Source organism: Corynebacterium sp. HMSC062A03, from assembly GCF_001811145.1.
Lineage (GTDB): Bacteria > Actinomycetota > Actinomycetes > Mycobacteriales > Mycobacteriaceae > Corynebacterium > Corynebacterium aurimucosum.
Genome location: NZ_KV803645.1, coordinates 25,034 through 38,892, shown reverse-complemented (window position 1 = coordinate 38,892; position 13,859 = coordinate 25,034). Strand labels below are relative to the sequence as shown.

The following is a 13,859-nucleotide window of genomic DNA, read 5'->3' as shown; positions in this document are numbered from 1 at the left end:
ACACACTGGATTGCACTCCACACCACCCGCTGCTCAGCGCTTGAACTTGCGCCAGAGCAGTGCACTGCAGAAAACCAGCGCCGCCGTATTCACGTTCACCGTTGCCGTGGCGATGCTTGTGGCCGTCCTTGGCTATCCTGCGCCAGCCCGCGCCGACAGCGAGCTCATCGATTCCGGACATGTCGATGCCTTTTATGTCTCCGCGCCGGGCGGTCAACTGACCTTGTCGATGAAGGAGGATGTCACCGGCAGTGGTGTTCTCCGGCCCGGCAACGATGTCATCCTCAAAGTCGCAGAAGAAGCATGGAGCGAGGCGACCGAGCGCATCGACGGCATTGGTATACCCACGTATTACCTCCCCCAAACCCAAGACAGCTCGCTGCTCTGGCCGGGTTGGGATACCCAAGCGGCACAATCTGCTGGCTACAAAGACGTTAACTTCGAATTCGTCGAGGTCACTGGGCCTGGTGACGTCTTTATCTTCGAAACGGCTGGCTTCGGCGATATCCAACCGGTCACCGATGCCGGTGAGCTCGATCTCGTTTCTGGTGACGTCATCAACCAGGCGTACCCGGCGCATCGCCACGTTAACTGGGCTTTTAGTGAACCTGGTATCTACACCATGACTGTCCAAGCGGAATCCAACGGCGATACGAGTAATCAGGTCACCTATACCTGGGATGTCGGTGATGGTGACTCAGCACCCCAGGAGTCCGGGGACGGGGAAACCAGCACCGATCATGGGGATGACGGTACCGAAGACAACCACGAGGCAGAGCTGAGCGACGCCTCCCCTAAGCAACCGGCATCCTCTTCCTCCGGAACACGCCCGGGAGGTGGAAACGCTGGAGGCGGTACCCGCCGTGCGGCATCCGCAGGCGGAACCAGGAACGCGAAGCAACAGGCAAGCAGCAAGGAGCGTAAAGAGCGCGGAGAAAGGAAAGAGCGCAAGCCTTCTCGCCGATCCGCCGAAGCCGCGGACGGGGAGAATGTGGACACCGTCGCTGCGGCCGGCTACTACGACAGCGGGCAAAACCTGCTGCCGTGGGGCATCGGAATCCTCGGCCTGGGCATGCTTGTGCTGGGCCTGGCGCTGGCGCGCCTCGCGCTCATGAAGGGCCGCGACTAATGCCACTGAAGGTTCGCACTCGGACGCAGTACACCGCGCTTCTTTCCGCCATCTTTCTCGGCGCGTCCATGGTGAGTGGCTGCGCGAGCTCCGCCAGCGGAGACGATGGGAAGGTGAAGGTGGTGGCGACGACGCCGATACTGGGGGACGTCGCCAAGCACGTAGCAGGTGAGGATGCCACAGTGACCACGCTGATTCCTGCGGGAAAGGATCCACATACCTTTGAGCCGAGCCTGCGCTCGGTGCGCGATATCGCTAACGCCGACGTATTGCTGTCCAATGGTTTTCTCCTCGAGCCGCAAAGCCTGCTGAAGTCCTTGCGGGAGTCATCGGATGTGCCCGTCACTGAAGTGGCGGACCAAGCATCCACCCACGGCGCGAAGCTCGTCCCCTTGGTAGAAAACGTTACCCTCGATGCGGTATGGCTGGGATTGCGTGTGCGCAACGCAGCCCCAGGTACCACGAGCGTCGACATGCGTCTGCTCGATGTGGAAGGCCCCGGCGATGTCGCGGCCTACGTAGTCTCTACATTCGGTACACCTGAGCCGCTCTTTAACAGCGCTGAAGGGATTGACCAGCACAACGATTCCACGACGCTGCCGGCTAATGCTCACACGCACGTCTCCTGGGCTTTCAACAAGCCCGGAATTTACCGGCTGAGCTTCGGTGCAACAGATAGTTCGCCACAGGAGTTCACAGTGGCGGTGGGCGTAAGCGCACCTGAGGGGATGCACGCGCTCGATGCAGGTCACGTCGATATCACCGCGGACATGGCTACAGGAAAACTCGACTTGGAGGATCAAGGCGAGCGTTTTGATCCGAACACCACGGTGCTCAGCATCCCGAATTCCGCTCTCCAACAGATACCGCCGGATCCCTCCTACCGTTTCTTGGGCCGGCCCGGGGATGAGACCTATCTCCTGCCCCAAGCTGTCTTGGGCAAGCACATTCACGGCGAAGTAGACCCACATCTGTGGCATAACGCCGCCAATGTCATCAGCTTTACCGAGGTTATCGCTGAGCAACTTGCGCAAACGGATCCCTCGCACGGCACGGACTACCGTGCTCGCGCACAGGACTACATCGCACAACTGCGAGCCGTCGATGCAGAGGTTCGTCAGCTCATCTCTGCCATTCCTGAGCACAACCGCCACCTCGTCACACCCCACCACGGATACGCCTACCTGGAGCAAGGCTACGGCATTGATATCGCGGGTTTCGTTAGCCCCAACCCGGCCATCGAGCCCTCGCCGCGCGATGTCATCGCGCTGCGCCGCACCTTGGAAAACCTCCAGCTTCCCGCGGTGTTCGTGGAACCGACCCAACAAGCCAGTGCAGACGTCATTAGGGAGGCCGCCGATTCCCTCGGGGTGGCGGTGTGCCCCATTTACGGTGACACCCTCGATGACGCCGTACCGACGTATCTCGATCTAATGCGTTTCAATGCACACTCACTCAACCGCTGCCTTGGCAGCACAACAAAGGAATCTCATGTCTAATCGCACCATCCGAACTTTCACTATGCCGCTTGCGGCAGCACTGAGCGCCGCAGCGCTGGCCTTCGCGCCCTCCGCCGCCTGGGCCGGGGATCTGGCTCAAGTTGTCAGCTCCGACGAAGAGGTGGCGGCACCAGGAACTGCTGCCGCCATCGATCACGGCCACGTCGACCTAGGCCTGCTGCTTAATGAAGGCCACGCAGAGTTCCTCGCCCGTGACGATTCGGCCGAAACACCCGTGTGGCGTCAACCCGACGATATGGTCTTCCAGGTGGGCGACAACGCCCTGCTAACCCTGCCTGAGGACAAGGCTTTCTCCTTCGTCGGCGCCGAGCCCGGTTCGCAGGTTTGGGTCGTTCCACAAACGGAGCAGGCTGATGTGCCGTGGCTAGGTTGGAATACCCAGGCCCCCTCTCTAGAAGCGAACGTTGAGAGAGGAGTCACTATGGAGTTCCTCGGGCACCAAGGACCAGGTGAATTCTCCCTCTTCTTGCAGAACGGCGGCTTCGAGGAACCACAGTTGCTATGGTCCACCGCCACCGGGAACTCAGAAGGCTTCTGGGTCGACTTGGGCACGCATACCCACGCCAATTGGGTGTTCACTGAGCCCGGCATCCACCAGGTGCGGGTCCGCATGAGCGGCGAAGGCGCGGGCGAAAGCGCCGGCAGCGAGGTAGCCGCCGAGGCTACGTTGACCTTTGCTGTAGGTGATGAAACGGATGTCGCACAAGCTCAGGCAACAGAATGGGATCCGAACGCTGAATCCTCTACCGATCCAAGTTCTCCCTCGGCATCCGTGCCGGTATGGATCTGGGCACTGGCCGGCGTGGGCGTCCTCGTTCTTATCGGTGCCATTATCGCCGTCGTGCGTGCGAAGGGCGGCCAGCGTGACTAGCCCCCTCATTGCAGCCAAGGACCTGTCCGTTTCGCTCTCCGGCCGCAGGGTCATCGACGCCGCTAACCTGTCCGTTCACCCCGGCGAGTTCATCGGGCTCCTCGGCCCCAACGGCGCGGGCAAAACCACGCTGATGCGCGCCATCTTGGGTCTCGTCCCCTTCACTGGGACCATCGACGTGGGCACCTCGCTGGGGTATGTCCCGCAGCGCCACGACGTGGAATGGGACTTCCCCATCAGCGTGTCCAACGCTGTGCTGAGCGGACGCACCGGACTTGTGGGTTGGTTCCGTCGTCCGGGACGTGCTGATAAACAGGCCGCCCGCCGGGCCATCGAGCTCACCAACTTGGAGGAATTCGCACGACGCCCCATCGCGCAGTTGTCCGGTGGCCAACGTCAGCGTGTACTCATCGCCCGGGCCTTAGCCTGCGAGCCTGAGGTACTGCTTCTCGACGAACCATTTACCGGCCTCGACGCCCCCAACACTGAAGAGCTCCTACTTCTCTTTGACAAACTCACCGCCGATGGCACCAGCGTTGTCATGTCCACGCACAACCTCTCGGAGGCCGCGCATTCTTGCTCGCGGCTCGTGCTGTTTAACCGGGGAATCATCGCGGATGGTCCAGCGGAAACGCTGCGCATGACCTCGCAGCCCTGGAGCGACACGTTCGGGGTCGCAGCTTCTTCTCCGCTGCTTTCTGCGATTGGGGTGGCAGCATGATCGACATTTCACTCATCGAATTCTTCCAGGATCTCACCAACCCACACTTGGACTTCCTGGCGCGTGCGGTGGGAATTTCTATCCTCGCTGCCATCGTGTGCGGCGTGGTGGGATGCTATGTCGTGCTGCGCGGCATGTCTTTCATCGGTGATGCTGTTTCCCACGCGGTCTTCCCGGGGCTGGCCATTGCCTTCGTGCTCCAAGGCTCAGTCTTGCTGGGCGGCGCCGTGGCGGGCTGCACCGTCGCGGTGCTCATCGCATGCTTCTCCCAGCGGCGCACCGTGCGCGAGGATTCCGTCATCGGAATCTTCTTTGCCGCCGCCTTCGCCCTCGGCATGGTGATCATCTCCCGAGTAGACGGCTATACAGCCTCGCTCACCAGCTTTCTCTTTGGCTCGCTCACGGGTGTCTCCCGCGCGGACCTCTACACCGCGTTCACCGTCACGGTGCTCATCGTGGCCACGGTTCTTCTCCTTGGCCCCCAGCTCACCGCCACCTGCTTGGACAAGGAAACCGCCCGCGCAATGGGTCTTCCTGTCTTTGCTCTGGACATCGTGCTCTACCTCTGTGTTACGGGCGCAGTGGTTATCTCCGTAGGCACCATCGGCAACGTCCTCGTCCTCGCGCTGCTTATCACCCCAGCCGCGACCGCCCGCCTGCTCTGTGACTCGCTGGGCTCGATGATGTTCGCAGCCGCGGCGATCGGCTCCTTGGGTAGCTTCTTCGGAATCTACCTGGCATGGGCCATTGACCTTCCCGCCGGTGCCACCATCGTTCTACTCCTTACCGCCTGTTTCCTCGTGGCATGGGTGCTCTCCCCTCTCATGCACTCCCGCCGCGCTTCCGCATCCGCCTCGACATCACACACCCCAAAGGAGACCTTGTCCGCATGAACATTCTCCCAATGACACGCATGATCTACCGTCCCCTCGCCTTGACCGCAACCGCTGCTCTAGCGCTGAGCTCCCCGATGCTCGTTCACGCTGCACCGCCCGCCCTCGCGGCCGAGCAAGCGAGCGACACTTCCTGTGATGCTGACTCCCTCCACGCCTTCAGCCGCGGACACCAAGACCTCGCTTTGGTCGGTGACTCCGGGGACCTGTCCTTTATAGCCCGCGATGATGAATCCGGTGAGGACTATGCCTCTGGGGAGTTCTACGTAGAAGTAGGCAGCAACGCCGCTTTCGATGAATCAGCGGGCAGCGATATTCCATCGAGTGGTTGGCAAATCCCCCAAACCCAAGATCCGAATATCCCCTGGGTGGGGTTCAACACCAGCTACCTCGACGAGGCCACTGCGGCCGATGCCACTTTATCCTTAACGCTACACAGCGGCCCGGAAGGCGGACGTATGGTGGGCTTCCAGAACTCCGTGGGTGCTGACCCGACCGTGCTTTTTGACTCCGAGAACCCGGATATCACGTGGGACTATCCTGATCATTTCCACAGTCACACCGGGATCATCTTTAGCGAGCCGGGCGCCTATGCTGCCACTTTTACCTTCACCCTCAACGATGGCTCCGAGCACTCTATTGATGTGCCTTTCTTGGTAGGTGGCGCGGACACCTCTGAGCTTTGCCAGCTGGAGTGGGGCTCGGGCGAAGGTGGCAGCGGTGGCTCGGGAAGCCCGAAAAACCGCCCTCAGCAGCTGGCCAAGGACATTAATGACACTTCCAAGTCCATTGCGCAGTTAGATAAGACGATGGACAAGACCTTCAAAGAGGCCGATACCTTCTTCAACGGCGGGAAACCCTCCGATGCGAAGAATGCGAAGGAGGAAAAGAACTCAGAGCGCTCCACACGGGCCAGCGCGCGGAAGGACACGAAACCACAGAAAGAAACAGGGTCGAAAGAGCCAAGCGCTCCCAGCTCTGCGACCGCGCAAGGCCGCAACCCGGCCCCCAACGCTACAGCCCACACTGCACAAGAACCGAGAGATTCGGCACAGCGTGGGTCCTCGCGCAGCACGTCGTCCGCCGACGCCAAGGACTCGACGCGCAGCGCCGCGTCCAACCGCGAAAGGAATGCCAGGAAAGAAGCAGCGGCACAACGCCCGGCATCTGACGCGCCAGAACAGTATGCTGACGGCGGAAACATCCAGGCTACGAGCTATGGAGCCCCGATGGTGGGCTTCTGGGCGGGCTTTCTGGCGGGCATGGGTTCGCTGGCCCTGCTGCTAGGAATTGGGCTTTTCATCGCCGTGCAATTCTTCCGCCCGCGCAAGCGCGACTAGCACTACCGCCATGCGCACAGCCTGTAAGGAGGGGGATCTGGTTTCGGCACTAGCGCAGCAAACAACTAGAGTTATTCCTTATGTGTGAAAACAGACCCTCTACCGCCCCTGACTTCCTCCTGTCCCGCGCGACGGGGTCTGTGCGTACCCAAGGATCAGTGGCCACCTTCAGCGATGTTGACGCTGCCGTAGCTGCTCTGCGTGCCGGCACGGCACCCATGGTTGTCGGCGCGCTGCCCTTCCACAAGGGTGACCCAGCGGCACTGACCGTGCCGCGCAGCATCATCCGCGAGGACGGGCCACTCGAACCACACGCGTATTACCGCAGCGGTACGCTCAACGCGCGCGTGACTGGGTTTGACCCAGAGCCGGAGGAGCACCTGCGCCGCATCGAGGCGGCCATTGCCACGATCGAGGCCTCCAAACTGGATAAGGTGGTGCTTGCACGCGCCGTCGACATCGAGTTCAATGCCCCTGTGGATCCGCTCCTCGTCGCCGCGCGGCTCATTGATTTATCCTCCCACCGCGATGGCTTTATCGCCGACCTCACTCCGGCTGGACGCCCTGGCGCAATGTTCGTCGGCTCCTCCCCAGAAGTGCTGGTCAAGAAGCAGGGATCAACGGTTACAGCTTTCCCCCTAGCCGGCTCCGCACCCCGCCAGGCTGATAAGGCACGCGATATCAAAGCGGGCCAAGACCTCCACAACTCGGCAAAGGACCTGCGCGAACACGCCTTCGTGGTGGACCATATCCGCCGGATTCTGCAGCCTCTGTGCGAGACCCTCGATGCCCCCACGTCTCCGCAGCTGACCTCCACCAATGAGATGTGGCATCTGGGAACGCCGATCGCGGGAACCCTTAAGGATTCGAGCATTACTGCCCTCGAGTTGGCCGAGCTGGTCTACCCCACCCCTGCTATTTGTGGCACCCCCACTGAGGCCGCACAAGCGCTTATCGAAACCGCTGAAACCGACCGCGGCTTCTACGCCGGCGCGGTCGGCTGGTGCGATGATTCCGGCGACGGCGAATACATGGTAGCCATCCGCTGCGCCGAGGTGGCCGGCGATGGCCTCTCCGCCCGCGCGTGGGCTGGCGGAGGAATCGTCGTGGATTCCGACCCGACGGCCGAGCTTCAGGAAACCACGGCTAAGCTGCGCACCATTTTGCGCGCGCTCAACCTCTAAAGCAGCTTTTAGGCTCGCTCGATCGGGTTCTTCAGGCTACCCACGCCGGGGATCTCAACTTCGATGGTATCGCCCGGCACCATCGGCGCCGTGCCAGCCGGGGAACCCGTCGTGATGACATCACCCGGCAGCAGCGTGTAGGACTGCGAGATCTCAGCGATGATGTCACCCATCTTCACAATCATCTGATCCGTATTGGAATCCTGCTTCTGCTCTCGCTTGCCCTCGTGGGTGAGGTAGGCGTTAATCTTCTGATTATCGAGATTGATGCAGTCCAAGTCCGTCTCAATCCACGGGCCCAGCGGGCAGAAGGTATCGATGCCCTTCGCACGTGCCCACTGGCCATCCTGGAACTGCAGGTCACGCGAAGAAACATCGTTACAGATCGTGTAGCCGACGACGTGATCGCGCCACTTCTCTGGATCAATATTCTTTGACACCTTGGAGATCACCACGGCGAGCTCGCCCTCGAACTCAACGTTGGTAGCGAACTCCGGAATCTTGATGGGTGCACCGGGGCCGATGACCGAGGTGGAGGGCTTGATAAAGATCGTCGGCGGCAGGTGCTCCGCGGATTCCTTGAAGACTTCCGCCACGTGGTCGGCGTAGTTGCGGCCCAGAGCTACGACCTTGGTGGGCAGGGTCGGCGCCAGCAGGCGTACTTCACTCAGCGGCCACTCACGGCCAGTCGGCTCCGGTGGGGTAAACGGTGTGCCGGAAATTTCCTTCGCCACCAGCTGGTCAAGCGGGGCGTCGGCGGGGCCATCAATGATGGCGAAACAGATACCTTCGGTGTGAGCAATTCGTCCTAAACGCATAACGGCCATACTACTCGCAAGGATTTTTAACTCGCGATCAGGGGTCTTGAGTAAAGGTTGCAAAGATTGCAATGCTTCTACTGGCATCAAGTTCCGCGGCGAGCACCTTCGCACAGGCCTAGCGCTGGGCGACGTCCCCTAAGGTCACCGCCCGTGTGTGTCCCCGCTGCGCAAGGTATAACTCAGCACAGGCCAAGGCATCACTGAGCGCATTGTGGCTTCCATAACGCGGTAGACCATAACGCGCGCGCACGCGGGGCAGGCGCAAATCTTCTCCGCGCGGGTAGGTTCCCATGCGCTCCATGTGGCGCCGCTCGAGCGCAAAAGTATCAACCACGCTCAGTCGCGGGCGCTCCCCAAAGACCGCACGGGAGGCAGCTTCAATAAACCCCACCTCCAAGGCCGCGAAATGCGCGAGTAGTGCGCGTCCCTGCAGAGCTTGGCGCAATTGCGTCACCGCGATACTTAGCTCCTCGCCGGCATCAATGACCTCCTGCGTCAGCAGGTGGACATGTGCATCCTCGGCCACCTGCGCGCCGCGCACCACGGTATAGCCGGCACCAGATAAGTCGATGACTCCCCCGTTAACCGGCACCCAGCCAATGGAGACAATCTTTCCTTTTCGCGGGTCTAGGCTCGTGGTCTCCATGTCTACGGCAAGCAAATCCAGTTCATCGAGCGGGGTGCCTCGTCCTGGCGCGCCCCAATCCGCACGCCGTCTCCAGGGGCTCCACATCTAGATATTCCTCACCGGATACTTCGTGGCCAACGCATTCTGCATCGACTTGATGGCACGGAAAGCATCGCGCAGGTGCTCTCGCTCCATGCGGCCGAGGCCCTTGGGGTCGATGTGATAATCCGGCTGCTGGCCCTCCCGCAGCTGGCGGGCTTGATGCTGGAAGGACAGGGAACGCAGGTAGTCGAAGGCGTCGAGAAGCTCCTGTGCACCCTGTCGGCTCACCGTACTACCCGCTGCTTCCCTGAGCCGTTGGCGCGTGTCCACCACGGTGGAACCGGAGGCCAGGGCGAAGAGACGGGCCATCTGCACGATGCCCGCTGTTCCGCCCTTTTTGATATCGAGGGTGTTTTCGTAGTCGCCATCGCGCTCCACCACAAGCCCCCGGAAGAAGGTCAGCGGTGGCTCACGGCGCGCGGCCAAGCTAGCTAGGTGGGCGTGCAAGCGCGTTGCCCCTTGTCCCATTTCCACGGCCGCAGTGTGAACTTCCCGGCCCAGCGCCTCGCTTCCATAGAGAACCCGGAAGTCGAAGAAGATTTGCGCGTTGAGCAGCGCCTCCGGTTGAGGGTCTCGAATCCACCGACGGAAGGTATCGATCCATTGGGAGCGCGTCATCCGCCACTGATTGGTCATGGCCATCATGTCCCCAGGGCACAGGATCTGCCCGGCGTCGGCTAAGCCCTGGCACACAAAGGAACTAAGCCGCGCAAAGTACTCCCCATGCGCAGCGGCATCGAAATCATCCGCGAGGACAAGCGCATTATCCTGGTCCGAGGCCAGCGCCATCTCTCGCCTTCCCTGCGAGCCCACGGCCACGAAGGCATACTCCACAGGCGGAGGACCGAGCTCCTCCTCCGCCAGCGTGCACAAGCGTCGTGCCATAGCATCGGCGGCAAGCGTGACCAGGCTCGAGGCTTCCGCCGGTGTGGAGCCGCGTTCCACGAAGAGCCCGGCTAGGCGCGTGGCCTCATTGAAGGCACCATTCAGCTCTGCAACACTGGAGCGCCGTGAAAGATCCGCAGCGAGGTAGACCGGATCATTGTGCAGCAGCCGGGTAACGTCCGACTGTGTCACTATCCCCTGCAGGGTGCCTTCTTTGACCACCGGCAAATGGTGGATTCGGCGCTCGGCCATGTGCAGCAGGGCTTCCATGGCCGGGGCATCTGCCGATACTGTGAGGGGCTGCGGCGTCATGATCGCCCCTACCGGCTCGGCAGGGTCGCGCTGGGCGGCGAGTACCCGGGTTCGCAAATCGCGGTCGGTAAGGATTCCGGTGAGACGCTTGTCTGACTCCGGGCCCGCTTTCACGACGAGTAACGAAGAAACGCCATGCTCTGTCATCAGCAGAGCAGCTTCGCGGATGGTAGTTGCGGCTGGCGTCGTCAACACGTCAGTCCGAATGAGCTCCCTCAGCGGCGTGCGGAGCACGTCTGTTGGTGCGGATTCGGTGAGCTCCCGCGCTGCTGCTCGGATCTGGCGGGACTGCGCTGAAAAGAAACGCGCGATGTCAGGGTTGCGCTCCGCGAGTTGGCTAAAGGCCTCCTGCGGGAGGGTGAAGACAAGGCTGTCTTCCACCGCGACCATCTCATAGGCAGAGACCGGCTCTCCCTGCAGTGTGGAGTAGCCAAAGGTAAGGCCAGATTCGCGGCGGTCCAGTAACACGCCTTCCTCTCCCACCACATCAATCGCACCGGTGCGGATGATGTGGAGATGAGCATTCTCTTCCCCCATCTTTATGGGAATATCCCCGCGACGCAGGTAGATCATGCTCAGCTGTGAGGACAGGGCGGTGAGCTCTTCCTCCGGCAGACGGGAGAAAGGCTCATGCTGGGCGAGGAAGCTAGTGACCTCGTCTATTTCGACGCTCATGCGCCAACCATACAGCGCTAAGCACTGAGCGCGGCGGCGATTCGATCACCAATTTCAGTGGTACGCGCCTGTGCTTCTCCGCGGGCGGAAACATCGGCCGCCACGGCCTCTTCGATGCGCACGGCGTTGTCCTCGTCTCCGAGGTGGCGCAGCAGCATCGCCGCGGACAAGATCGCCGCGGTGGGATCCGCAATCCCCTTGCCCGCAATGTCCGGTGCAGAACCGTGGACCGGCTCAAACATGGAGGGATTAGCCCCGGAGGCATCAATATTTCCGGAGGCGGCCAAGCCGATACCTCCGGTGACCGCGCCCGCCAAGTCAGTCAGGATGTCACCAAAGAGGTTGTCAGTAACGATGACGTCATAGCGCGCAGGGTCGGTGACCATGTAGATGGTTGCGGCATCGATGTGGTTGTAGTCCACGCTAACCTCAGGGAATTCCTTCGCCACCTCGTCCACCGTACGCTGCCAGAGTCCGCCGGCATTAACAAGGACATTGGTCTTGTGCACCAAAGTCACGTGCTTGCGGCGGCCCATTGCGCGCTGGAAGGCATCACGCACCACGCGTTCAACGCCGAAGCGCGTGTTCTGCGAAACCTCTGAGGCCACCTCGTGTTCGGTTCCCTCGCGCAGCGTGCCGCCGTTACCGCAGTACAGACCTTCGGTGCCTTCGCGCACGACGACGAAATCAATATCACCCGGGTTCGCCAGCGGCGAGGTGGACGTTGGGTACAGCTTGGAGGGGCGCAGGTTAACGTGATGGTCGAGGGCGAAACGCATCTTCAGCAGCAGGCCGCGCTCCAAGACACCAGGCGGAACCTCACCGGGTGCGCCAATCGCACCGAGCAGGATGGCGTCGTGCTCGCGCAGGGATGCCAGGTCGGCGTCGGTAAGCAGCTCCCCGTTGCGCAGGTAGCGCCTAGCACCGAGGTCATAGTCAGTGACCTCGATATCCTGGCGAACCGCGCGCAGGACCTTCAATGCCTCCGCGGTTACCTCAGGACCAATGCCGTCGCCACCAATCACTGCTAGTTTCATTTTGTGGGATTCCTTTCTCACATATTGGATACATGTGAGCGTACCACTCTCCACACTTCGGCGACGGAGAAACCCCCGTGAAGAACCACGGTGGATCCTTCACGGGGGCTGTTGCGAAACAGCTTAGCGCTGTGGGCTATGCGTCCAAGTCGAGCTGGCGGCAGGTAGCACCCAGCGCCGCGTTGATGTCCTCGACCAGCTCCTCCGGCACCTCACGTTCGACGCGCAGGATGAGCACAGCATCGGAGGCTTCCTTACCCTGGGTCAGGGCGGCAGCCACGATGTTGATTCCAGCAGCGCCCAGCTTGGTGCCCACGGTTCCCAGGGCACCCGGGGCATCCTTGTAGGAGAAGAAGAGGTTGCGGCCGGTAGCGCGCATGTCGACGCCACGGCCGTTGATGCGGACAATCTTCTCCACACCATCGATACCAGTCAAGGCACCGGTGAGCTGGGAAACCAGACCGTTCGGGCCGATGACCTTCACGCGCACTGAAGAGCGGTGGCCCTTCGACTCCACGTTGGTCTTAACATCCACGGTCACGCCGCGGCTTTCGGCGATCTTCATGGCGTTGACAAAAGTAACGGTCTCCGAAACCACGCCGGAGAACACGCCGCGAACGGCAGACAAACCAAGCGCTGAGACTTCTTCATTGGCCAACTCACCACACGCCTCCACCTCGATGGCGACGGGCGCTGCACCCAGGAGGTTTCCGGCAACGAGACCAAGCTTCCGCGTCAGATCCAGCCAACCGGATACCTCCTCGCCGACCTTGCCGCCTTCAACATTGACAGCGTCGGCCACGAACTCACCGGCCAGCGCCTTCAACACGGATGCGGCGACGTCGGTACCCGCACGGTCCTGCGCCTCTACCGTGGAAGCACCAAGGTGCGGAGACACGGTTACCTGCGGCAGCTCGAAGAGTGGGGAGTCGGTGCAGGGCTCGGAAGCATACACGTCGAAGCCCGCGCCGCGGTGGTGGCCCGACTTGATGGACTCTGCCAGCGCTGCCTCATCAACCAAGCCACCGCGGGCGGCGTTGATAATAATCTGACCCTTCTTGGCCTTAGCCAAGAGCTCAGCATCAAACATGCCGGCGGTCTCCGGCGTCTTAGGCAGGTGAATGGTCACGAAATCAGAGCGGGACATGAGATCCTCAAGGCTCACCAGCTCTACACCCAGCGCTGCTGCGCGAGCCGGGTTGGCATAAGGGTCATAGGCAATGACGGTGGTTTCAAAAGCCAGCAAACGCTGTGCGAAGAGCTGGCCGATGTGGCCGAAGCCGACGATGCCGATGGTCTTGCCATAGATCTCGACGCCCTTGAAGGAGGAACGCTTCCACTCCCCCTGACGCAGAGATTGATCTGCTGCCGGCACCTGGCGGGCGGTGGCTAGAAGCAGCGCGATGGCCTGCTCACACGCGGAGTGAATGTTGGAGGTCGGCGCGTTGACAACCATGACGCCGCGCTCGGTGGCAGCGGGGATATCAACATTGTCCAAACCGACACCAGCGCGGCCCACAATCTTGAGGTTCTCCGCAGCGGCCAGCACCTCCGCATCCACAGTCGTGGCGGAGCGGACGAGGAGGGCGTCAGCCTCCGGCACCGCGGCGAGCAGCTCCGCACGATTTGGACCATCTACCCAGCGGACCTCGACGGTGTCCCCGAGAGCATCGACGGTGGATTCTGCAAGCTTATCGGCGATAAGAACGACCGGCTTCGACATAACTTCCTTTACTAGTCA

Annotated in this window: 12 protein-coding genes; 7 read left to right on the top strand and 5 right to left on the bottom strand. The window is 61.5% G+C overall.

Going from position 1 to position 13,859, the window contains the following annotated elements; all coding sequences use genetic code 11:
* The first annotated feature begins 10 nt into the window (after nucleotides 1–10).
* The 7 genes from HMPREF2781_RS00175 (at nucleotide 11) to HMPREF2781_RS00145 (ending at nucleotide 7,658) form a co-directional block, all read left to right on the top strand.
* Nucleotides 11–1,129 carry a choice-of-anchor M domain-containing protein gene (locus HMPREF2781_RS00175; protein ID WP_070643357.1) on the top strand — a complete coding sequence of 373 codons (1,119 nt, stop codon included), beginning with the start codon at nucleotides 11–13 and terminating at the stop codon, nucleotides 1,127–1,129.
* Nucleotides 1,129–2,628 carry an anchored repeat ABC transporter, substrate-binding protein gene (locus HMPREF2781_RS00170; RefSeq protein WP_070643355.1) on the top strand — a complete coding sequence of 500 codons (1,500 nt, stop codon included), beginning with the start codon at nucleotides 1,129–1,131 and terminating at the stop codon, nucleotides 2,626–2,628. The genes HMPREF2781_RS00175 and HMPREF2781_RS00170 overlap by 1 nt, the downstream gene beginning before the upstream one ends.
* The gene (locus tag HMPREF2781_RS00165) at nucleotides 2,621–3,520 is read left to right on the top strand and encodes a choice-of-anchor M domain-containing protein (protein ID WP_070643352.1); all 900 of its coding nucleotides are present in this window, start codon (nucleotides 2,621–2,623) and stop codon (nucleotides 3,518–3,520) included. Before HMPREF2781_RS00170 ends, HMPREF2781_RS00165 begins: the two co-directional genes overlap by 8 nt.
* Nucleotides 3,513–4,241, top strand: coding sequence for an anchored repeat-type ABC transporter ATP-binding subunit (locus HMPREF2781_RS00160; protein WP_070643350.1), 729 nt, complete (start codon nucleotides 3,513–3,515; stop codon nucleotides 4,239–4,241). Before HMPREF2781_RS00165 ends, HMPREF2781_RS00160 begins: the two co-directional genes overlap by 8 nt.
* Nucleotides 4,238–5,134, top strand: a complete 897-nt coding sequence (locus HMPREF2781_RS00155; protein ID WP_070643347.1) for an anchored repeat-type ABC transporter permease subunit — start codon at nucleotides 4,238–4,240, stop codon at nucleotides 5,132–5,134. The genes HMPREF2781_RS00160 and HMPREF2781_RS00155 overlap by 4 nt, the downstream gene beginning before the upstream one ends.
* Entirely contained in the window at nucleotides 5,131–6,474 is a 1,344-nt protein-coding gene (locus tag HMPREF2781_RS00150; RefSeq protein ID WP_070643344.1) for a choice-of-anchor M domain-containing protein, read from the top strand. The genes HMPREF2781_RS00155 and HMPREF2781_RS00150 overlap by 4 nt, the downstream gene beginning before the upstream one ends.
* 80 nt (nucleotides 6,475–6,554) lie before the next feature.
* The gene (locus HMPREF2781_RS00145; RefSeq protein ID WP_070447609.1) at nucleotides 6,555–7,658 is read left to right on the top strand and encodes an isochorismate synthase; all 1,104 of its coding nucleotides are present in this window, start codon (nucleotides 6,555–6,557) and stop codon (nucleotides 7,656–7,658) included.
* An 8-nt stretch (nucleotides 7,659–7,666) separates the two neighbouring features.
* On the opposite strand, the gene HMPREF2781_RS00140 is transcribed toward HMPREF2781_RS00145, so the two are convergent.
* The 5 genes from HMPREF2781_RS00140 to serA form a co-directional block, all read right to left on the bottom strand.
* On the bottom strand, nucleotides 7,667–8,476 hold the full coding sequence (locus HMPREF2781_RS00140; protein ID WP_210384600.1) for a fumarylacetoacetate hydrolase family protein: 810 nt from the start codon (nucleotides 8,474–8,476) through the stop codon (nucleotides 7,667–7,669).
* 118 nt (nucleotides 8,477–8,594) lie between these two features.
* On the bottom strand, nucleotides 8,595–9,212 hold the full coding sequence (locus HMPREF2781_RS00135; protein ID WP_070643341.1) for an exonuclease domain-containing protein: 618 nt from the start codon (nucleotides 9,210–9,212) through the stop codon (nucleotides 8,595–8,597).
* Nucleotides 9,213–11,081 carry a DUF294 nucleotidyltransferase-like domain-containing protein gene (locus HMPREF2781_RS00130; RefSeq protein ID WP_070643339.1) on the bottom strand — a complete coding sequence of 623 codons (1,869 nt, stop codon included), beginning with the start codon at nucleotides 11,079–11,081 and terminating at the stop codon, nucleotides 9,213–9,215.
* A 17-nt stretch (nucleotides 11,082–11,098) separates the two neighbouring features.
* Nucleotides 11,099–12,118: a 3-isopropylmalate dehydrogenase gene (locus tag HMPREF2781_RS00125; protein WP_070643336.1), complete on the bottom strand. Its 1,020-nt coding sequence runs from the start codon at nucleotides 12,116–12,118 to the stop codon at nucleotides 11,099–11,101.
* A 136-nt stretch (nucleotides 12,119–12,254) separates the two neighbouring features.
* On the bottom strand, nucleotides 12,255–13,841 hold the full coding sequence (serA, locus tag HMPREF2781_RS00120) for a phosphoglycerate dehydrogenase (RefSeq protein WP_070447626.1): 1,587 nt from the start codon (nucleotides 13,839–13,841) through the stop codon (nucleotides 12,255–12,257).
* Nucleotides 13,842–13,859 lie beyond the last annotated feature (18 nt).

Bases quoted from the DNA above. Each gene is read 5' to 3' on its own strand.
- HMPREF2781_RS00170 (WP_070643355.1), top strand. From the start codon at position 1,129: ATGCCACTGAAGGTTCGCACTCGGACGCAGTACACCGCGCTTCTTTCC.
- HMPREF2781_RS00165 (WP_070643352.1), top strand. From the start codon at position 2,621: ATGTCTAATCGCACCATCCGAACTTTCACTATGCCGCTTGCGGCAGCA.
- HMPREF2781_RS00155 (WP_070643347.1), top strand. From the start codon at position 4,238: ATGATCGACATTTCACTCATCGAATTCTTCCAGGATCTCACCAACCCA.
- HMPREF2781_RS00150 (WP_070643344.1), top strand. From the start codon at position 5,131: ATGAACATTCTCCCAATGACACGCATGATCTACCGTCCCCTCGCCTTG.
- HMPREF2781_RS00145 (WP_070447609.1), top strand. From the start codon at position 6,555: ATGTGTGAAAACAGACCCTCTACCGCCCCTGACTTCCTCCTGTCCCGC.
- HMPREF2781_RS00140 (WP_210384600.1), bottom strand. From the start codon at position 8,476: ATGCGTTTAGGACGAATTGCTCACACCGAAGGTATCTGTTTCGCCATC.
- HMPREF2781_RS00135 (WP_070643341.1), bottom strand. From the start codon at position 9,212: ATGTGGAGCCCCTGGAGACGGCGTGCGGATTGGGGCGCGCCAGGACGA.
- HMPREF2781_RS00130 (WP_070643339.1), bottom strand. From the start codon at position 11,081: ATGAGCGTCGAAATAGACGAGGTCACTAGCTTCCTCGCCCAGCATGAG.
- HMPREF2781_RS00125 (WP_070643336.1), bottom strand. From the start codon at position 12,118: ATGAAACTAGCAGTGATTGGTGGCGACGGCATTGGTCCTGAGGTAACC.
- serA (WP_070447626.1), bottom strand. From the start codon at position 13,841: ATGTCGAAGCCGGTCGTTCTTATCGCCGATAAGCTTGCAGAATCCACC.